Genomic DNA, 21840 nt, shown 5'->3' with positions numbered 1-21840 from the left:
ATGATCACAGCTATTATTCGCTGGTCTGTCGTTAATCGATTTTTTGTGCTACTGGCCACATGCTTACTGGTTGGCGCTGGTCTTTATTCGATTAGTAAAACCCCAATTGATGCACTGCCTGATTTATCAGACGTGCAAGTTATCATAAAAACAAGTTACCCTGGCCAAGCGCCACAAGTAGTGGAGGATCAAGTTACTTACCCGTTAACCACTGCCATGTTGTCAGTACCAGGTGCGGTCACTGTACGGGGTTTCTCATTTTTTGGTGACTCATACGTATACGTTATTTTTAACGAAAACACTGACCTTTACTGGGCGCGCTCCAGGGTACTGGAATACTTAAGTCAAGTTGCCCCAAATTTACCAAAGGAGGCACGTCCCCAACTAGGTCCTGATGCAACAGGTGTTGGCTGGGTTTACTTGTATGCGTTAATTGACCAAACAGGCCAACACGATTTAAGCCAATTGCGTAGTTTACAGGATTGGTTTTTAAAGTTTGAATTGCAAACCGTGCCCGGCGTATCAGAAGTTAGTGCGTTGGGCGGCATGGTTAAACAATATCAAGTAAATGTTAAGCCTAATAAATTACGAGCCTTTAACATTCCACTGTCATTAATACAAACAGCGATTTTACAAGGTAACCAAGAAATCGGGGCGTCAGTAGTTGAGATGGCAGAAGCTGAATATATGGTGAGGGCGACAGGTTATATTAACAGTGTGACCGACTTAGAAAATATACCACTTGGGGTTAATAATAACGGCATTCCATTGCGGTTAAAAGATGTCGCTGACATTGGTGTTGGCCCACAAATGCGCCGTGGTGTTGCCGAGCTTAATGGCGAAGGCGAAGCGGTTGGTGGTATTGTCGTTATGCGCTATGGCGAAAACGCTCAACAAGTGATTCAGCGAGTAAAGGAAAAGCTTGAACAGCTAAAAAAAGGTTTGCCAGCAGGTGTTGACATAGTCCCCGTTTATGATCGATCAGCATTAATTGAACGAGCAGTTGATAATTTAGCGTATAAACTGTTAGAAGAGTTTGCTGTTGTTGCGTTAATTTGTATTATTTTTTTGTTTCACCTGCGCTCGTCTTTAGTGGCAATAATTAGTTTACCGGTTGGTATATTAACCGCCTTTATTATTATGCATTTACAAGGGCTTAACGCTAATATTATGTCGTTAGGTGGTATCGCTATTGCTATCGGTGCCATGATTGATGGTGCCATTGTTATGATCGAAAACATGCATAAACATATTGAGCGCTTAACAGCAGAAGGTAAAACCCTAACAAATGAAAACCGATGGCAGGTTGTAATAAACTCGGCTAGTGAGGTTGGCCCCGCGCTATTTTTCTGCTTATTAATTATTACCGTTAGCTTTATACCTGTGTTTACATTAGAGGCGCAAGAAGGGCGTATGTTTGCCCCCTTAGCGTTTACGAAAACTTACGCGATGGCAGCATCAGCGGCACTGGCCATTACACTCGTTCCTGTATTGATGGGTTACTTTATTCGAGGAAAAATACTCTCAGAGCATAAGAATCCAGCGAATAAGTACTTAACTTTTATTTATATGCCAGTGTTGAAAGCTGCTTTACGCTTTCCAAAAACCACCTTAATTGCCGCATTCGCTGTGCTTGTTGTTGGCATGTATCCACTTGATCAAATAGGCAGTGAGTTTATTCCCCCTTTAGATGAAGGGGATTTGATGTATATGCCAACCACTTATCCGGGAATCTCTATTGGTGAAGCGCGACAACTGCTGCAGCATACGAACAAGTTGATTAAAACGGTGCCGGAAGTGCAAACGGTGTTTGGTAAAGTTGGTCGCGCTGAAACCGCTACGGATCCTGCACCGCTTACTATGATCGAAACTTTTATCCAGTTTAAACCCCATGACCAATGGCGGGCAGGTGTTACCACAGAAACCCTGAAAAAAGAGCTCGATGCGCTAGTGAAAATTCCAGGCCTAACCAATGCTTGGGTTATGCCCATTCAAACACGTATTGATATGCTAGCTACAGGTATAAAGACGCCGGTAGGTATTAAGGTTGCAGGGCCTGACTTGTCAGTTATTCAAACAATAGGCGAGCAGCTAGAAGCAATTTTAACTGAGATTACCGGCACTGAATCAGTGTATTCAGAGCGAGTTGCTGGTGGGCGCTATATTAAAGTTGACATTCAACGAGACCAGGCCGCCCGTTATGGTTTAAATATTGCGCAAATTCAACAGCTAATCGCAACGGCTATCGGGGGAGTGAATATCACGCAAACAGTAGAAGGTTTAGCGCGTTATCCCGTGAACTTGCGCTACCCTCAAGACTATAGAAACTCACCTGAGCAGTTATCGCTATTGCCCATAGTTACGCCAAACGGGCAGCGAATTGCCTTGGGAGATGTTGCTCATATTATGATAGAAGATGGTCCCGCCGGTATTAAGTCTGAAAATGCTCGTCTAAATGGCTGGACGTTTGTCGATATAGCCGGCGTAGATGTAGGTACTTATGTTGAAGCAGCCGAAAAAATTGTGGCGGATAAATTACTATTACCTGTAGGTTATTCAGTTACTTGGGCTGGGCAGTATGAATACATGCAGCGTGCTAAAGCTAAATTAACCGTTGTGGTACCATTAACCTTGTTTATCATCGTTATTTTACTGTATTTAAATTTTAGAAACATTATTGAAGTTGCGATGATCATGGGCACCTTGCCATTTGCCATGGTGGGAAGTGTTTGGTTAATTTATCTGGAAGGGTTTAATTTTTCAGTAGCAGTTGGGGTGGGTTTTATTGCACTTGCGGGAGTTGCTGTAGAAATTGGGGTTATCATGCTGGTTTACCTCAACCAAGCTTACCAAGCCATGCTTAGTGAACACCATTTAAAAGGCAAAACCGTAAGCAAAGCTGATCTTTTTAATGTGGTGTTACACGGGGCAGGCATGCGGGTGCGACCTGTAATGATGACAGCGGGGTCTATTATCGTAGGGTTACTGCCTATTTTATACGGTAGCGGCACGGGTTCAGAAGTAATGAGCCGTATCGCAGCGCCTATGGTTGGCGGCATGTTGAGTGCGATGGTGTTAACGTTACTCATTCTACCGGTATTATTTTATTTATGGCGTAGTTCATCGCTAAAAAATCAATAGCAGGTATAATCTGTTACTCAATTAAAGGAACAAGTAATGAAAAAATCAACACAGAGCATTGCTAGTCATACACAACAAAATTATAACCAAGCGCTAATCATTGAGGGGGCTGGGTGCGCCAGTTGTGTCGGTAAAATTGAAACAGCACTAAAAGCGGTAGAAGGTGTCGATAGCGCAGAAATGAATTTTGCACTACGTACGGTTTCAGTTAATGGTTCCGCTAATGAAGATGTACTTATTAAGGCAATTGAAGCAATCGGTTATAATGCAAAAAGTACTAATGAAAGTAGTGATGAGCAATTGCTTGACGAAAAAGAAGCTGCCGATGAACAACACTATATCAGCTTAATGAGGCAGGTCTGGATCGCCCTCGGTTTAGGTGCCCCTTTAATGGTTTACGGACTTTTAGGCGGCCCGATGACAGTTGAGACATCTGTAGAGCGTGGCATTTGGTTGTTCGTCGGTATCTTATGCGCCGCTATTATGTATTTTTCAGGTAAGCATTTTTATCTCGGTGCATGGAAATCATTCGTTAATCATAATGCCAATATGGATACGTTAATTGCACTAGGCACAGGCACCGCTTGGCTTTATTCAATGGTTGTTGTGCTTTTTCCTATGGCATTACCCGAAATGGCACGCCATATTTACTTTGAAGCAACGGCGATGATCATCGGGCTCATTAACCTTGGTTTAGCTCTTGAAGTAAAAGCCAAAGGCAGAACCAGTGAGGCAATAAAACGCTTAATTGGCTTGCAAGCAAAAACAGCGCGTGTAGTACGTGATAATAAAGAAGTAGATATTGCGATAGAGCAGGTGTTACTCAATGATATTGTGCGGGTAAGACCTGGCGAGAAAATTCCCGTCGATGGTATAGTTGTACAAGGGCGAACCTCCATAGACGAGTCGATGTTGACGGGTGAGCCTATGCCCGTTGACAAAACCAATGATGACGACGTTGTTGCCGGTACCTTAAATAAAACAGGTGCAATATTATTTAAAGCTACTCGCGTAGGTAAAGACACCGCATTAGCACAAATCATCAACATGGTTAAAAAAGCACAAAACTCTAAGCCGCCCATTGGGCGCTTAGCTGACGTAATTTCAGCATACTTTGTACCAATTATTATGATTATTTCAGTGAGTAGCGCCTTAGTTTGGTTAAACTTTGGTCCTGAACCCACTATTGCTTTTGCTGTTGTTTCAGCGACTACTGTGTTAATTATTGCTTGTCCTTGCGCCCTTGGCTTAGCAACACCTATGTCGGTTATGGTAGGCGTGGGTAAAGCTGCTGAGGCTGGTGTACTAATACGTAATGGTGAGGCATTACAAACGGCGTCTAAAATTACTGCAATGGTGTTAGATAAAACAGGCACTATTACCCAAGGTGCACCTAAGGTTACTGATGTTATCATTTTGGATAAGCAATACTCCCACAGCACTATTTTAACCGTTGCTGCAAGCATAGAAAGTGCTTCGGAACATCCACTTGCCCAAGCCATTGTTGATTCTGCCATTGAAAAGGGTGTTGAACCTGAAAATGTCAGCGAGTTTCAAGCAATTGCAGGGCACGGTGTTGAAGCGCTCTTTAAGGGGCAAAAAATATACTTTGGCAACCAAAAGTTAATGCTTAAACATGGCATAGTATTACATGATGCTATTGAACAAGCACAAGCCTTAGCCACAGAAGCGAAAACGCCGATGTATTTAGCAATTGATAACAGACTTGCGGCCATTATTGCGGTGTCAGATCCAATTAAAACCGATTCAATAGCCGCGATAAAAAGACTTCAGGCTAATGGTCTTCGCATTATTATGTTAACTGGCGACAATAGCGCAACCGCGAATGCTGTCGCTAAAACAGTAGGGATAACTGAAGTATTTGCTGATGTACTTCCGAATGAAAAGTCAGACAAGGTGGCTGAACTGCAAGCGCAAGGTGAAATTGTGGGGATGACTGGCGATGGTATTAATGACGCGCCTGCACTCGCTTTAGCCAATGTTGGTTTTGCCATAGGCACAGGCACTGATGTCGCCATTGAAAGTGCTGATATTACCTTAATGCGCGGCTCACTCCATGGCCTTGCCGATGCGATTGCCGTCAGTAAAGCAACATTGCGTAATATTAAACAAAACCTTTTTGGTGCCTTTATTTATAATGTTGCCGGTGTGCCGTTTGCGGCAGGGGTATTTTACCCAGTATTTGGCTTGATGCTAAACCCAGTGATTGCGGGAGCAGCAATGGCTTTTTCATCGTTAACGGTCGTGAGTAATGCTAACCGGTTACGTTTTTTTAAACCTAAAGAGCATTAAAAACGTTCGTGGTATTTTAGTGAGTAGCAATAAGCAAAATTAACGTTAGTTTTTGGACTCACACCCAAGCATGATTAGCTAGTTTGGGTATAATCAGCAGAAAAGGAAGAGGAGAGGTATGTTAATCGTAAATTTAATTGGCTTAGGCTTAATTTGTTTAATTATAGGGTGGTTTTGGTTATACAAACCTAAGTAAGCAGGTCGGATTGAAATTAAAAGTAGGTGCTGTAAGCATAGCTAAACTAGTGCTGTTTATGGGGAAATAGAGCGAAAACCTCGCTTCTATTCACAACTAATTTCATTACCACCTCTGTTTTCATCAATACCATCATGATTATTATCATTTGACTGGTAGACTCTACCAGAGCGCGCAATAATCACGCCCCTGGCATACTGTTGATAATCTTTTGGGCAGTAGCGAAAAGTGCCGTTGGCTAAGCCGCTAAGTTGGCCTGAGGGTTTGAAGGTGATCATATTTCTTCCTTTCCCATAAACAAGCTGATCACCTTTGCTAATTTCTTCCTTGAACTTTATCACCGCTTCATTGCCATCAAAGGCTTTATTATTATTAATATCAATAAAAATACTCAGCGGTTTGTGCCACTGTGTGGTGCATTGAGTGTTCTTGTTTAAAGGACACAAGATGGTATTTTGGCCACTATTGATGGCGGTATTTCTTGTCATGAGCAGCATACGATGCAATTGATTAATTTCATTGTCAACCCGCATTTTAACAATAAAATCGCTAAGGCTTGGTATGGCAATTGACGCTAAAATGGAGGTGATTGAAACAGACACTATTAACTCTAGCAGAGTAATCCCTTTCACCAACGAATTTAGGGTAAGCGAACCATTGTGATTAAGCATAAAAAATCCATTTTAAATATCTTCCGTGTAATACAGGTATAGCTATAAAAAATAGATTTTGCCAACATTTAACGCATCATTAATAATTGTTATACATTACTGTACAGGGTTGGAATAGGCTGGCGCTTGTGTTGTGTTTTCATATATAGGTTAATAATATGCGCTGATATATTGGCTGGTACTGTTTTCCCTTCGAGAAAGTCATCTAGTTGCTCATAGCTAACGCCTAAAGCATCTTCGTCTGTTTTACCCGGCTCTAAGTCTTCTAAATCAGCTGTCGGTGCTTTATTTACTAACGAATCAGGTGCGCCCAAAGCCTTTGTCAACCGTCTTACTTGCCGTTTTGACAGACCAAACAGTGGGGCTAAATCACAAGCACCGTCACCCCACTTGGTGAAAAATCCGGTAATATTTTCAGCGCTGTGATCTGTGCCAAGCACTAAAGCACCAAGTATGCCAGCAATATGATACTGTGCTGTCATACGAGCACGCGCTTTGACATTACCTTTACAAAAGTCTACTTGCGCTGTAGACGCTGTTAATAATTGTGCCTTAGTAAGGGCAGAAATAACTTCTTGATGTATTCCGTTAACGCCATCAAATACGTTTGTGGTTAAACAAACACTCGGCTGAATGAAGTCGACTGCTTTTTGCGCGTCACTCTCATCGACTTGTACATTATAAGGAAGCCTTACAGCAACAAAAGTAAATTGTTCAGTATGAGCTGTATTGGCTGGGAGTGCGGTATTTATGTGCAAACCTTGCTTTAACTCATCATTTAGCTCTGTGACAGCGAGTTGTGCGAGTCTGCCGCAAGCAGAAGAGTCTACCCCGCCGCTAATACCCAGAACTAATGTTGATAAACCCGAATTGAGTAAAGTGCTTTTGATAAAGTCTATACGTCGACGAATTTCAAATTGGGTATCAATTTCAGGTAAAACTTTCATTTCATCAATAATGCTTTGCTGATCCATAGAATATCCTACTGTAAAGGAGCTAAATGTATTTTCGCTAATTATCTATGAACAGTTTAACAAAATAAAAGCGTGATTAGGCGATAAACGCGTTATAATTGCGATATTATTAAGTAAACTTGTACTGATTTAACGATACAGCGACATATAAGCAGAGATATAAGATGAAAAAAATTGAAGCAATTATTAAACCATTTAAATTAGACGATGTGAGAGAAGCCTTAGGTGAAATCGGCATTACAGGAATGACCGTTTCAGAAGTAAAAGGTTTTGGCAGACAAAAAGGGCATACCGAACTGTACCGAGGTGCAGAATATATGGTTGATTTCCTGCCTAAAATTAAATTAGAAATTGTGATTGCTAAAGAAGATGTTGAACGTTGTGTGTCGGCTATATTAGACACTGCACAAACAGGAAAGATTGGCGATGGTAAAATTTTTATTACTGACGTAGCTCGAGTTATCCGTATTAGAACAGGTGAAGAAAACCAAGAAGCGATCTAAGTACATAGAAAAGCTTACAAGTTACAAGCTGTGGCAGAAGAGCGTGCTCTGCACTTCACAGCTTGTCATTTTGTACTCTCGATATACTCGGGGTGTTTTCGCCATTTTACAAGCGATAGCTGTGGCTACCTAACTAAAGAGTTATTAGGGTAATTTGCCGCTAGCACTTGTAATGCATTTATTTTTAAATCATCTAAGCCCAGCTTATCGTAACATTCAATCATTATTTCTAAGGCGGGCTCTAGCTCTGGGCTTGGGTTGAAATATTCAACAATATAACGCCCTCTATTAGCGGCTGAAGCATAAGCTTCGCGCTTTAGATAAAACCGTGCTACGGCCAGTTCATGTTTAGCTAACCGAGACTTAATTTCAATCATTCTTTTTTGAGCATCAGCAGCATACTTACTCTGTGGATAAAGCGTAACTATACGTTTTAAGTCGTCGAAAGCCTCACGTGCCGCAGTCGGATCTCTGTCTGAACGGTCGATGCCAGCCATATCTTGGAATAAGTTGTCTTGTGTTGATAAATTAATTAAGGCACGCATGTAATAAACATAGTCGATATTTGGGTTGTCTGGATTTAAACGTAAAAATCTGTCGGTTAAAGCAATACCTTGCGCTGCATCACCTACTTTATAATAGGCATAAATTAAATCTAACTGGACTTGGTGAGAAACAGGGCCAAAAGGGAAGCGGGAATCAATAGCACCGAGGATTTGAATGGCTTTTTGATATAAGCCATTATCTAACGCAGAGCGAGCATCTACAAATAAAGCCTGTGCTGACTTATCAGGCACTTTATCAATATCACTCTCTACATCAGAAGAGGAACAACCAGCTAAAGCTAATGCTAGCGTGATTAATAGTATTTTTTTTGTCAATTTTTCCATGGAATATACAATGACGCCTTTGTTTAAAATTAAATAAGTATGAAACCTTTGATAGCCTTGTAGCATGGATACCATAAAAAGGGTAAAATAGAACTATTATACCTAGTGCATACTTGAGTATTAACATTCTAACCTAGCAATCATAAGTTGCACAACGTTAAAAATTTAAAGAGAGTTAAATGTCAGAAATAATTCAACATAAAGATACTGTTCCTGAATCGTGTTTAGGTAAGCGATTTGACCAAACATTAGCAATAATGTTCCCTGATTATTCGCGTTCAAGGTTAAAAGATTGGATTGTAGCTGGCAAGGTAACGGTTAACGGTGAAGTATTAACCCGAGCAAGAGAAAAAATGTATGGTGGCGAAAGCATTGGCATTAATGCTGAGGTTGAAGCCGAACAGCGTTTTAAAGCGCAAAACATTGCACTGAATATTATTTATGAAGACGATGATATTTTAGTCATCAATAAACCAGCAGGCTTAGTTGTTCATCCTGGTGCTGGTAATCCTGACGGCACAGTATTAAATGCCTTGTTACATCATTTTCCTGCGATAGAAGTGGTACCACGTGCGGGTATTGTACACCGCTTAGACAAAGATACCACAGGGTTAATGGTGGTTGCTAAAACCATCGCGGCCCAAACCAATCTTGTTGAAGCTTTACAATTACGTGAAATAACACGTGAATATGAAGCGGTTGCCAATGGTGTGATGACCGCAGGAGGCCTTGTTGACGAACCTATAGGGCGTCATGCCACGAAAAGAACGCACATGGCAGTTACTTTTTCAGGCCGTCCGTCAGTTACACATTATCGCGTGATGGAGAAGTACCGATTACACACGCGTTTACGTTTACGTCTTGAAACAGGCCGCACGCATCAAATTCGTGTGCACATGTCACATATTAATCACCCACTCATTGGTGATCCTGTTTATGGCGGTAGAGCGCGTCCACCGAAAAATGCAACTCCTGAGTTGTTAGCTAAATTACGTGGTTTTAAACGACAAGCATTACATGCTGCAATGTTGTCTTTATATCACCCAATAACGGGAGAATTAATGACTTGGCATGCCGACCTACCAGAAGACTTTGTTGAGCTAATTGAATTACTACAAGCCGACACTAAGCTGAATGCTGTTGACGACTACTTATAATACGGCACATGTTAACGAGCGATAGCCCTAGACAAGTTAGCACAAATGCAGCCTTTGAGGTTGTGCAATGGCCAACAGACGGTTCATCAGTAACGCCATTCATGCGCCCTAATACAGTTCAGCCGACGAACCAACAAGGTTTGGCCAACACTATCTTTGCTGTGCAAACAACACGCTTTGCACCTCAAGGAGGTTTAACACACAGGGGTGAGAGTGTATTAGCACCCGCTTATCAAGCTTTTAATTTAGGTTTACATGTTGGTGATTGTGCAGAACAAGTCACTAAAAACCGTCAGTATTTACAAGCATGCCTGCCAAAGCACGCCAAAATTCAATGGTTTGACCAAGTCCATGGCAATGAAGTCGCACAAGTTACTCAGGTGTCAGCACAAGCAATAACTGCTGATGCTGCGATTACACGTGAAAAAAATATCGGGCTAGCAATCATGACAGCCGACTGCTTACCCATACTACTGGCATCGAAGTCAGGAGATGAAATAGCCGCAATTCACGGAGGGTGGCGTCCACTTTCCACCAATATCCTAACTAACACACTAGCGAGAATGCATACACCACCAGACAAGCTTTATGCATGGCTTGGCCCTTGTATTTCACAGCGTGCTTTTGAAGTAGGTAGCGAAGTAAAAGCCGTATTTATCGAGCAAAACCCAAAGCTTACTCTAGCATTCACTGCCAAAAGCAAGGGTAAGTATTTAGCTGACTTACAGAAAATTGCTTCCATACAATTAAATGCGCTTGGCGTAAATCATGTAAGTAGTTTAGCCGAATGCACCTATAGCAAAACAGCTAAATATTACTCTTACCGTAAAAATAATATGACAGGCAGAATGGCGACGTTAATTTGTCGTTTATAATTAGCTGTTAGCGTAAACAGGTGAGCAGACTTATACTGCAGCGCTTTTTAATAGACAAGACTTTTCTCTATATTATTTAACAGCACATTCACGACCGCTTAATACTTTAGGCTACTAACGTAGCACTTAACAAAGCAATAATATTTTATACGCATTTGTATTTATTCATTAACCCTTGTCTGCTGTATAAAAATTAATAAATACCTCGCTATTGAAAAAGCCCCTACTAGGCCTAATGTTATAAGTAACTCTTTTAAGATATAACCAATTCATAAGCCCAGTAATATGGCAGGAGAATATTTATGCGTTTAGATCGTTTTACTCAATCGTTTCAAGAGTCCATTGCCAATGCACAGTCACTAGCTTTAGGACGTGATCACCAATTTATAGAACCCATTCATCTAATGATGGCGTTATTAAATCAAAATGGTAACTCTATCATACCGCTCTTTAAAAGTGCCGGTGTTGATGTACACACGCTAAGAAATAAAATTGAACAAGCATTGCAATCTTTAGCGCAAGTAGAAGGTAATGGCGGCGATGTTCAACTCTCTTCTGCGTCAGGTAAACTATTAAATTTATGTGATAAACACGCACAAAAAATGAAAGATAAGTTTATCTCTTCAGAAATGTTTTTATTGGCTGCGCTTGAAGATAAAGGCACATTAGGCAATATCTTAAAAGAATTAGGCGCTAACGAGCAACGAATAAACGCGGCGATTGAGCATATTCGTGGCGGGAAGAAAGTTGATGAGCCAAATGCAGAAGATGTTCGCCAAGCATTAGAAAAATACACGGTGGACTTAACGGCCCTTGCTGAAGCTGGCAAACTAGACCCTGTTATTGGGCGGGATGATGAAATTCGCCGTACTTTACAGGTTTTACAGCGTAGAACTAAAAATAACCCCGTTCTAATTGGTCACCCTGGTGTGGGGAAAACGGCTATCGCAGAAGGTTTAGCACAACGCATAGTTGACCATGAAGTACCTGAAGGGTTAAAAGACAAACGTGTATTGTCTTTAGACATGGGCGCTTTAATTGCAGGCGCTAAATACCGTGGCGAATTTGAAGAGCGTTTAAAAGCAGTATTAAGTGAATTAGCGCAAGAAGAAGGCCAAGTCATTTTATTTATTGACGAGTTGCATACTATGGTTGGCGCAGGCAAAACTGACGGCTCTATGGACGCAGGTAATATGTTAAAACCTGCACTCGCCCGAGGTGATTTACACTGTGTTGGCGCGACAACCCTAGATGAGTATCGTCAATATATTGAAAAGGACGCCGCGTTAGAGCGCCGTTTTCAAAAAGTACTTATTGATGAACCCAGTGTTGAAGATACCATTGCCATTTTGCGTGGTTTAAAAGAACGGTATGAGCTGCACCACAGTGTTAATATAACAGATCCGGCCATTGTTGCTGCAGCGACTTTATCACATCGTTATATTAGTGACCGACAATTACCCGACAAGGCAATTGATTTAATTGATGAAGCTGCGTCAAGTATACGGTTGCAAATGGACTCTAAGCCAGAAGATTTAGACCGACTAGAACGACGGTTAATTCAGCTTAAATTAGAGCAAAAAGCGTTAGAAAAAGATTCAGATGATGCGACTAAAAAGCATTTAGCAGATATTTCAGAACAAATAAAAGATAGGCAGAAGGAATATGATGAACTGGATGAGGTTTGGACAACAGAGAAAGCGGCGCTGTATGGCACTCAAGCGATCAAAGAAGAACTGGAACAAGCGCGCTTGGAGTTGGAAGCAGCAAAGCGGGCGGGTGATCTTAACCGCATGTCAGAATTGCAGTACGGAAGATTACCCGAGCTAGAAAAACAGCTTGACTTAGCCAGCCAGGCTGAAATGCAAGAAATGAGTTTATTAGCTAATAAAGTAACCGAGGTTGAAATTGCCGAAGTGCTTAGCCGCGCTACAGGTATTCCCGTTGCTAAAATGTTAGCGCAAGAGCGAGACAAATTACTCAACATGGAAGATGAGCTTCATCAACGCGTGATTGGGCAAGACGAGGCCGTGACTTCAGTATCAAATGCTATCAGACGTTCGCGTGCTGGCTTGGCTGATCCAAACCAACCCATCGGCTCATTTTTATTTTTAGGGCCTACCGGTGTGGGTAAAACTGAATTGAGTAAAGCGCTTGCTTACTTTTTATTTAACAGTGAAGAATCGCTTATTCGCATTGATATGTCTGAGTTTATGGAAAAACATTCAGTCGCGCGCCTAGTGGGTGCACCACCGGGCTATGTAGGCTATGAGGAAGGAGGTTATTTAACTGAAGCGGTTCGACGTAAGCCTTATTCGGTTATTTTATTAGATGAGGTGGAAAAAGCTCACCCAGATGTTTTTAATATATTGCTGCAAGTGCTTGACGACGGCCGGTTAACTGACGGACAGGGGCGAACAGTTAACTTCAAAAACACCGTGATTATTATGACCTCTAATATCGGCTCAGACATTATTCAAACATGCGGGGATGACTGCCCATACCAACAAATGAAAGCGCAGGTGATGAATGAAATTAGCCACCACTTTAAGCCTGAATTTATTAACAGAATTGATGAATCGGTTGTCTTCCACTCATTAGCGGCGACGCAAATTGAGAAAATTGCCGGTATTCAAATTCAATTTCTATCAGACAGGTTAGCAGAGCAAGACTTAAGTTTGTCGGTTAGTCCTGAGGCGTTAGCGTTAATTGCCAAAGCCGGATTTGATCCTATGTTTGGTGCAAGACCCTTAAAACGGGCTATTCAGCATGGAATAGAAAACCCCTTAGCGCAACGTTTATTGGCAGGAGACTTTGAACATGGCTCTACCATTCATGTGACGGAAAACGAGGGGGAGTTAGTTTTTAATTAACATGAATGAGTGTAGGTAAAACAAAGGCGCTAGAAAAATAAAACCTAGCGCCTAATACTTAGTCACTAGGCTTGTGACAATACAAATCAATGTGTTCTTCAGTTAAAGTGAGTTCTTTTTCTCGCGCTTTAGCAGATAAGACATAATTTTTCCCGTGGGGATCTACCACCATTACTTTACCTGAGGAGCCCAAGGTTTTCTTATTCAGTTGGGCTGCTAAACAGTTTTGTTCAGAAATTTCTGCATTTTTAGCAATTATTTCAGCAACATCTTTACTCGATTGAGTTAACTGTTCATCTACCGATGGCGTGTTAGTTTTGCTTTGGGTTGGTTTATTTATTGCTAAACTTTCTCTTGCTTGATAAGAAGAAACGGTCGTTAATTGCGAGTATTTACTATCATTAGGTTGATTTTGGCTAAAGTGAACAACATTATTTTCATCAACCCAGCGATAAATATTAATGTCGTTGGCTATGGTTTTGCTGCTAACAAAAAGCAAGCTCAATGCCGTAAAGGCAAAGGTTATCAGGGGTAAATTGCCAATGTTCATATTAATCCTTTATTGTCTATAAGTTAATTGCACTATAAGCCGACTAGCGTACTAAAGTATTGATCGGCTAACAAAGATAAAACAAGGTTGCAAAAATGTTACAAAAAGTAGCCAACAATGACACAATAAGTTATATCGAATGAAAATACAAAATTAATAAGGCAGCACAAAGCTTAAACCGCTTTTAGCCAATGAAAGGGGGAGCAAATGACGACGAGCTTTTTTCAATATAATAAAAAAGCACCTCAGCAAGTAAAGAAAAAGACTAAAACTATACTTGATGAGGTTATTTATAATAGCATGCTATGAAAAGTTGGTGGCACTGACTTTATCGTGATTTTTTAGCTTGAGCTAACTTCTTAGCCGATTTTTCTTGGCGACGTTCTTTAATAATATTTTGAATCTCACCACCAATGTGGCTTTCACCTCGCGCCTCTGCAAGCGATATTTGACGTTGACGCTCAGCATAGCGATTGCGTTGCTCGTCAGTTACTTTGTCGTGACAACGATGACAACTTACCCCTTTAATATAATGTTCACTTTGTTTTTCATCTTCTGTTAAAGGGAAGCGACAAGCAAAACATTGGTCGTACTGGCCTTGCTCTAAGTCATGATTAACCGCTACACGGCCGTCAAAAACAAAACATTCTCCTTGCCATAATGTTTCAGTACTTGGTACTTCTTCTAGGTATTTTAAAATACCGCCCTCGAGGTGATAAACTTCTTCAAACCCTTGCTCTTTAAGGTAAGCGGTAGACTTTTCACAACGAATACCCCCTGTACAATACATGGCAACTTTCTTGTGCTTATTTTTATCTAAGTTTTTCTCAACATAGTCAGGAAACTCACGAAAAGTTTCAGTATTAGGGTTAACGGCGTTTTTAAAAGTGCCAATTTCTATTTCGTAATCATTGCGTGTATCAACCAATAAAACGTCAGGATCAGAAATTAACGCGTTCCAATCTTTTGGTTTAACATAAGTGCCCACCACTTGGTTAGGGTCAATGCCTTCAACCCCCATAGTAACGATTTCTTTTTTCAGTTTGACTTTTGTGCGGTGGAATGGGTTGTCGTCACAGTAAGACTCTTTATGAGAAATATTATCTAAACCAGGTTGTTCATTTAAAAAAGCTAATACTGCATCAATACCTGCTTGAGGACCAGCAATAGTGCCGTTAATGCCTTCAGCGGCTAACAATAGAGTGCCTTTAACATCAAGGCTTGTCATTTTATTTGCTAATGGCTCACGTAAGGCTTCAAACGCCTCTAAACTAACAAATTTATACAATGCACATATTGTAATTGTTGCAGTGGTTTGCTTGACGGTGATAGGGCTTGATGATTTTTTTTCTAATGAACTCATGGTTTCTCCATTGAACTAGCTGGAACGTAAATCCAGTGCTGTAGATAAATAATGTAATCAAGTTAGCCTTTGCAATAGTAAGCTTTGTTATATAGGTTCAGTTGCATAGGTTTCGTTACATTTTAGGGAGGCGCATTTTAACAGAATTATTTTGTGATGAACACCGCCAACAAAAATGCCAGCATGGATTAACAACATGGCATTGTTACTGACACGACTAACCATGTTATTGACACTGTATAAAATGCCAGTAAAATATCGTTAGAAAATACTTACCATTTTGATGTGGACTGCTTTTAGGATTACTGTGAGAAAAATAATTCATATTGATATGGATGCTTTTTTTGTGTCTGTTGAAATTAGAGATAACCCTGAACTGGCTAACAAACCAGTTGCCGTAGGCGGCGCAGCACATGCTAGAGGCGTTTTATCTACCTGTAACTACATTGCTCGGCAATATGGCATTGGCAGTGCTATGGCAACAGGGCTCGCATTAAAAAAGTGTCCAGATTTAGTCATTGTTCCAGGCAGGATGGAGGTATATAAAAAGGTGAGTATTAAGATAAGAGAAATATTTGAACGTTATACTCATATCATTGAACCGTTAAGCTTGGATGAAGCTTATTTAGATGTCAGTCAATGTACCTTATTTAAAGGCTCCGCTACCCTAATTGCTAAAGATATTTGTGACTCTATTTACAAAGAGCTGAATTTAACAGCTTCCGCTGGAGTTGCCCCCAATAAATTTATTGCAAAAATTGCTTCTGATATCAATAAACCTAATGGGATCTGTGTTGTTACGCCTGAGCAAGTTGAAGCTTTTGTGGCAGACATGGCGTTAGAGAAAATACCTGGGGTTGGTAAAGTTACTTTGGAAAAGCTGAATAAATTATCCTTATATAAAGGCAAGGATGTCAAAGCTTATGATCGCGTTTTACTACTGAGAAACTTTGGTAAGTTTGGCCAATCACTATGGGAAAAGTGTCATGGTATTGATAATAGAAAGGTAGAAACTTCACGCGTGCGTAAGTCAGTAGGTGTTGAAACAACATTTAACTCAGATATTTTTACAGCACAAGAATGTTATGGCGTAATTGAACGTTTGTATTCCGCCTTATTGAGTAGGCTTGAAAAAGCATCGCCTGAAAAAAAGATAATAAAGCAAGGCGTTAAATTAAAGTTTGATGACTTTAAGCAAACGACCGTGGAGCATAAAAAAAATATTTTAGATAAAAAGTTCTTCTATGAATTATTGCAAGAAGCGTTAGAGCGGCAGCAAGGTCGAGGTATCCGTTTAATAGGTTTAACAGTAGGACTAGACACAGCGCAAGTAAACGAAGAGCAAATGAACTTTACTTGGTAACAATGTGAAGATAAAACAGGAATAACCAAGCATGAGAAGTATTTGCTAAGTTAACTCATGTAGCCTTGTCTAAATGACCGATCAGTTCAGCCATTGAATACACTGCTAGGGTAGTGCAACAGATTTGCTATGATAAACGCGAAGCTTGCTATAAGCGCCTAAATTAAAAATTAAAAATTAAAAATTAAAACGTCAAACCCGAATAATGATATGACTGATAATAATGATATACAGACAAACACGATAAACAAAAGAAAACAAACACAAACAGCGTTGCAATGTGGTGTAAGTTTGCTCGCTCGACGAGAACATTCCGTGGTTGAATTAAGACATAAACTCAGCCTAAGAGAGTTTGCAGCTAATGACATAGAAACCGCTATTGAGTGTTTATTAGTCAAAGGCTACTTATCAGATACTCGCTTTGCCCAAACCACTTTTCAACAGCGTGTTAATCGGGGTTACGGTTGGGAGTATATTGCGAATGAATTAAAACAAAAAGGTGTTTGTTCAACAATTATTCAACAATTACAGAATAATTGCGAAATTGATTGGTATCTTCAAGCCGAGCTTGCGTATAATAAACGTTTTGGTGCAAGTGGCAAAGATGAACCACCGCCAACTCAAAAAGAACAAACCAAAAAGATACGATTTTTACAATACCGTGGATTTTCTACCGATGAAATATTTGCGTTAGTGAATGATAATTGAACAAACAGATTGATTAAGGTCCCTATGATTAAAAGTACCGCCGAAGTTCGTCAGGCATTTCTGAATTTTTTTGCCACCAAACAACACCAATTAGTTAAAAGTAGCTCGCTAGTACCAGGTAATGATGCAACATTACTTTTTACGAATGCCGGTATGGTACCTTTTAAAGATGTATTCTTAGGTGCTGAAAAACGTAGCTACACAAGAGCTACCTCAGCACAGCGTTGTGTACGCGCGGGTGGTAAGCATAACGATTTAGAAAATGTAGGCTACACTGCTCGTCATCACACCTTCTTTGAAATGCTTGGTAACTTTAGCTTTGGGGATTACTTCAAAGAAGAAGCAATCAGCTATGCTTGGGAGTTTTTAACCAGTATTTTAGGCTTACCCAAAGAAAAGCTCTTAGTCACTATTTATGAAACTGATGAAGAAGCTTACCTCTATTGGAAAGATGTGATTGGTGTACCTGCCGAGAAAATTATTCGCATTGGCGATGTGCCGGGCGGTAAAAAATATGAGTCAGACAACTTTTGGTCAATGGGTGATACCGGACCTTGTGGGCCATGTTCAGAAATATTTTATGATCACGGTGCTGATATTTGGGGCGGGCCTCCTGGTTCACCGGAAGAGGACGGTGATCGTTTCATCGAAATATGGAACATAGTATTTATGCAATTTAATCGCCAAGCTAATGGCGACATGGATAAACTCCCTAACCCATCTATTGATACAGGCATGGGGCTAGAGCGTATTTCAGCAATAATGCAAAATGTACACAGCAATTATGAAATTGATCTTTTTCAAGCACTCATTAAAGATACCGCCAACTTATTATCGTGTAATGACTTAGGCAATAAATCATTACGTGTTATTAGTGACCATATTCGTTCATGTTGTTTTTTAATTGTTGATGGTGTTGTGCCGTCAAATGAAGGACGTGGTTATGTATTACGCCGTATCATTCGTCGTGCTATTCGCCACGGGCATAAACTTGAAGCAAAAGGCCATTTCTTCCACAAGTTAGTGCAGTCATTGATTGACCAAATGGGAGAAGCCTACCCAGAACTAGTTCAACAACAGGCCATTATTGAAAAATTATTACGTATCGAAGAAGAACAATTTGGCCGCACCCTTGACCGTGGTATGATTTTATTGGAAGAAATATTAGCCAATTTAGATGGCGATACTATCTCGGGTGATGATGTTTTTAAACTGTATGACACCTACGGATTTCCAGCTGATTTAACCGCTGATATTGCGCGTGAACGTCAATTAAATATCGACCATAATGGTTTTGATATTGCCATGGGGTTGCAACGTGAACGTGCGCAAAAAGCTAGCCAATTTGGCACGGACTATAATGAAAAATTAAAATCTGATCATAAAACTAGCTTTAAAGGCTACAGCAAGCATACTTCATCGGCAACGGTAGTTGAATTGTTTAATGCTAATGCTCAAGAGCCGGTAAATCAACTCAATGCGGGAGAGCGAGGTCTTGTTATTTTAGATCATACGCCGTTTTATGCAGAATCAGGTGGTCAGGTTGGTGATAGTGGCTTATTACACCTTGATAACGGCGTTTTTGAAGTAGAAGATACAATTAAACTCGGTAATGCATTTGCACATAAAGGTATTGCCCACACCAATATCGGTATGAACCGTCGCGTTAAAGCAGAAATTAATAGTGAGCGTCGTGCCGCTATAATTAAAAATCATACCGCAACACATCTTTTACATGCCGCATTACGTAAAGTATTAGGTGAACATGTTACTCAAAAGGGCTCACTGTGTGATAGCGAAAAGCTGCGCTTTGACTTTGCACATTTTGAAGCAATGACCGCACAAGAGTTACATGATGTTGAGCAATTGGTTAACGACGAGATACGTCGAAACCATGTGCGAGAAACAGAGTTAATGTATATTGAAGAAGCGAAAGCAAAAGGAGCTATGGCGCTCTTTGGTGAAAAATATGACGATGAAGTGCGCGTGGTTACTTTAGGTGATTTCTCAACAGAGCTTTGTGGCGGGGTTCATGTTGACCGCACTGGCGATATAGGTTTATTGAAAATAGTGTCAGAGTCAGGTATTGCGGCCGGTGTACGCCGTATAGAAGCAGTTACCGCAAGCGGTGCATTGGCATTGATCAACCAACAAAGTGCTTGTTTAGCTAAAGTGGCAAGCTTAGTGAAAACAGATGTTGTGAATGTAGACACTAAAGTTGAACAGTTAATTAGCCGCTCTAAAGCATTAGAAAAAGAAGTGAGCCAATTAAAGCAAGAACTAGCGGCACAAGCAGGCTCAGACCTAGTTGATAATGCAATTGATATTCATGGCGTTAAAGTGCTAATAGCAGACCTTAACGGCGTAGAAACAAAAGCATTACGCGGCATGGTTGATGAGCTAAAAAATAAAATACAGTCTGGTATTATTATGCTGGCTACCGCTAATGGTGATAAAGTAGGTTTAATTGCCGGTGTAACTAAAGACTTAACTAGCCAAGTAAAAGCGGGTGAGTTAGTGAATATGGTTGCTTTACAAGTTGGTGGTAAAGGCGGTGGGCGCCCCGATATGGCACAAGCAGGTGGTAGCCAACCAGAAAACATTACGACTGCGCTAGCTTCTGTTCAGCCTTGGCTGCTTGAAAAATTGAGCTAACATTATCAGCTAGTACCACTGAGTTAACGTAAAAACTTGGTGCTGCCTCCTTTTAAAAGCCGATCAAATCATTGATTGGCTTTTTAGTATATCCTGTCCTAAAATTTTAAACACCTTCACTTATTTAGAAAATAAAACGTAGTCATATTTTTTACTCGTTATCGCTTAAAACAACTAAAGCAACTAAAGCAACTAAGGTAAACTAAGCGTACGTGCTGTTCAATGATAACTTGAAGTTAGTAATTTGTTGCTTGTTTGTAAATACTTGGAGGGGCAGATAAAAAGTAATCAGATTGTATAAAAAAAATGTTTTTAGCTCTATTCAAAGTCAAGTTAAGCTTGATAGAATAGTTGTATATTTTGATAAGTATCAAGTATGGAGCTTTATACTTAACAGAAATGGATTTTTCATAATACCCGCTATTAATTAAAGTGTATTAAGGAAAAATATACCAAGTAAATATATTCCTAGCTTATATATTTATTTAGTGATTCTCAATTTAATGAAAGGAATAAATAATGTTAATATTAACACGACGCGTTGGTGAAACATTAATGATTGGTGACGAGGTTACAGTAACAGTTTTAGGTGTTAAAGGTAATCAAGTACGAATAGGTGTTAATGCACCGAAAGAAATTTCAGTACACCGTGAAGAAATTTACATGCGCATTCAAGCTGAAAAAGATGACGGTGAAAACGCAGGTAACGTATAAATATTGCAATATAACTCACGTTTTTAAAAGCACCATTTTATGGTGCTTTTTTATTTCAGTTATTCAGTGGTTGGTTGAAAAGTAGTAATATTGGCTGAATTGTCAGCAAACAGTAAAAAAAGACGAAAAAATCAGTAAAAAAGTTTGACTTATTTTCAAGATCCATTAGTATTCGCATCCATTGGAGAGGTGGCCGAGTGGCCGAAGGCGCTCCCCTGCTAAGGGAGTATCTGGTTTATAGCCGGATCGAGGGTTCGAATCCCTCCCTCTCCGCCATTATTACTTTGTAACAATGGTTGTGAATCTTTAGACTAAGATATAAAACATAGTTTATTATGGACGCGTAGCTCAGCTGGATAGAGTACCTGGCTACGAACCAGGCGGTCGCAGGTTCGACTCCTGCCGCGTCCGCCACTTTTCTTTGAGTGGCTAAATAATGAAGATAAGCTAATATTAAAGCTGACAAAATAAATATGATTGCGGACGCGTAGCTCAGCTGGATAGAGTACCTGGCTACGAACCAGGCGGTCGCAGGTTCGACTCCTGCCGCGTCCGCCACATTTATCGTAAAGATAAACTAAAAACCAATCTTAGGATTGGTTTTTTTTCGACTAAAATTTATAACAGCTGAGTGATTAAGTCGTTACACAGTTAAGCAATTGGATAACAGACACGTAGCTCAGCTAGATAGAGTAGCAGTGACTTGGCCACGAACCAGGCGCTAATACCCGCCAAGGTTCGACGCCTGCAGCAAACGCCACATTTATCGTAAAGATAAACTAAAAACCAATCTTAGGATTGGTTTTTTTTCGACTAAAATTTATAACAGCTGAGTGATTAAGTCGTTACACAGTTAAGCAATTGGATAACAGACACGTAGCTCAGCTAGATAGA

15 protein-coding genes and 3 tRNA genes are annotated in these 21840 nt (G+C 40.3%); 13 read left to right on the top strand and 5 right to left on the bottom strand.

Annotation, left to right across the window (positions count from 1 at the left end; all coding sequences use genetic code 11):
* Together AC0UA9_RS02355 and AC0UA9_RS02350 are read left to right on the top strand one after the other, a co-directional pair.
* Positions 1-3141, top strand: a complete 3141-nt coding sequence (locus AC0UA9_RS02355) for an efflux RND transporter permease subunit (RefSeq protein ID WP_475656484.1) — start codon at positions 1-3, stop codon at positions 3139-3141.
* A 36-nt stretch (positions 3142-3177) separates the two neighbouring features.
* Complete coding sequence (locus tag AC0UA9_RS02350; RefSeq protein WP_475656481.1) at positions 3178-5454, top strand: heavy metal translocating P-type ATPase; 2277 nt, start codon at positions 3178-3180, stop codon at positions 5452-5454.
* A 282-nt stretch (positions 5455-5736) separates the two neighbouring features.
* Here the strand turns inward: AC0UA9_RS02350 and AC0UA9_RS02345 are convergent, their stop codons facing one another.
* Together AC0UA9_RS02345 and nadE are read right to left on the bottom strand one after the other, a co-directional pair.
* A complete protein-coding gene (locus AC0UA9_RS02345; protein ID WP_475656479.1) occupies positions 5737-6321 on the bottom strand; it encodes a GspH/FimT family pseudopilin in 585 nt (194 codons plus the stop codon).
* Between the two features lie 89 nt (positions 6322-6410).
* On the bottom strand, positions 6411-7295 hold the full coding sequence (gene nadE / locus AC0UA9_RS02340) for an ammonia-dependent NAD(+) synthetase (protein WP_475656477.1): 885 nt from the start codon (positions 7293-7295) through the stop codon (positions 6411-6413).
* Between the two features lie 164 nt (positions 7296-7459).
* Between nadE and glnB the strand changes: the two genes are divergently transcribed.
* Positions 7460-7798 (top strand): nitrogen regulatory protein P-II, encoded by a 339-nt coding sequence (gene glnB / locus AC0UA9_RS02335; protein WP_475656475.1) that lies wholly within the window; start codon positions 7460-7462, stop codon positions 7796-7798.
* A 125-nt stretch (positions 7799-7923) separates the two neighbouring features.
* On the opposite strand, the gene AC0UA9_RS02330 is transcribed toward glnB, so the two are convergent.
* Positions 7924-8688 carry an outer membrane protein assembly factor BamD gene (locus tag AC0UA9_RS02330; RefSeq protein WP_475656473.1) on the bottom strand — a complete coding sequence of 255 codons (765 nt, stop codon included), beginning with the start codon at positions 8686-8688 and terminating at the stop codon, positions 7924-7926.
* 179 nt (positions 8689-8867) lie between these two features.
* Between AC0UA9_RS02330 and rluD the strand changes: the two genes are divergently transcribed.
* From rluD to clpB, 3 genes are all read left to right on the top strand, one after another.
* Positions 8868-9845, top strand: coding sequence for a 23S rRNA pseudouridine(1911/1915/1917) synthase RluD (rluD, locus tag AC0UA9_RS02325; protein WP_475656472.1), 978 nt, complete (start codon positions 8868-8870; stop codon positions 9843-9845).
* Positions 9846-9853: 8 nt separating this feature from the next.
* Positions 9854-10720 (top strand): peptidoglycan editing factor PgeF, encoded by an 867-nt coding sequence (gene pgeF, locus AC0UA9_RS02320; protein WP_475656470.1) that lies wholly within the window; start codon positions 9854-9856, stop codon positions 10718-10720.
* Between the two features lie 302 nt (positions 10721-11022).
* Positions 11023-13593: an ATP-dependent chaperone ClpB gene (gene clpB / locus AC0UA9_RS02315; RefSeq protein WP_475656468.1), complete on the top strand. Its 2571-nt coding sequence runs from the start codon at positions 11023-11025 to the stop codon at positions 13591-13593.
* 58 nt (positions 13594-13651) lie between these two features.
* Here the strand turns inward: clpB and AC0UA9_RS02310 are convergent, their stop codons facing one another.
* Together AC0UA9_RS02310 and trhO are read right to left on the bottom strand one after the other, a co-directional pair.
* Positions 13652-14143, bottom strand: coding sequence for a DUF4124 domain-containing protein (locus AC0UA9_RS02310; protein WP_475656466.1), 492 nt, complete (start codon positions 14141-14143; stop codon positions 13652-13654).
* A 328-nt stretch (positions 14144-14471) separates the two neighbouring features.
* The gene (trhO, locus tag AC0UA9_RS02305; protein WP_475656464.1) at positions 14472-15506 is read right to left on the bottom strand and encodes an oxygen-dependent tRNA uridine(34) hydroxylase TrhO; all 1035 of its coding nucleotides are present in this window, start codon (positions 15504-15506) and stop codon (positions 14472-14474) included.
* A 307-nt stretch (positions 15507-15813) separates the two neighbouring features.
* Here trhO and dinB point away from each other — a divergent pair, with 307 nt between their 5' ends.
* The 7 genes from dinB (at position 15814) to AC0UA9_RS02270 (ending at position 21504) form a co-directional block, all read left to right on the top strand.
* On the top strand, positions 15814-16869 hold the full coding sequence (gene dinB / locus AC0UA9_RS02300; protein WP_475656461.1) for a DNA polymerase IV: 1056 nt from the start codon (positions 15814-15816) through the stop codon (positions 16867-16869).
* A gap of 210 nt (positions 16870-17079) precedes the next feature.
* On the top strand, positions 17080-17577 hold the full coding sequence (locus AC0UA9_RS02295) for a regulatory protein RecX (RefSeq protein ID WP_475656459.1): 498 nt from the start codon (positions 17080-17082) through the stop codon (positions 17575-17577).
* Between the two features lie 24 nt (positions 17578-17601).
* Complete coding sequence (alaS, locus tag AC0UA9_RS02290; RefSeq protein WP_475656456.1) at positions 17602-20232, top strand: alanine--tRNA ligase; 2631 nt, start codon at positions 17602-17604, stop codon at positions 20230-20232.
* A gap of 519 nt (positions 20233-20751) precedes the next feature.
* Positions 20752-20946, top strand: a complete 195-nt coding sequence (gene csrA, locus AC0UA9_RS02285; protein WP_475656454.1) for a carbon storage regulator CsrA — start codon at positions 20752-20754, stop codon at positions 20944-20946.
* Positions 20947-21129: 183 nt separating this feature from the next.
* A tRNA-Ser gene (locus tag AC0UA9_RS02280) sits at positions 21130-21222 on the top strand.
* 61 nt (positions 21223-21283) lie between these two features.
* Positions 21284-21360 (top strand) — tRNA-Arg (locus AC0UA9_RS02275).
* 67 nt (positions 21361-21427) lie between these two features.
* Positions 21428-21504 (top strand) — tRNA-Arg (locus AC0UA9_RS02270).
* The last annotated feature ends 336 nt before the right edge of the window (positions 21505-21840 follow it).

The sequence above is a fragment of the Colwellia sp. F1 genome (assembly GCF_056238625.1).
This window is presented reverse-complemented; position numbering and strand designations above follow the sequence as displayed.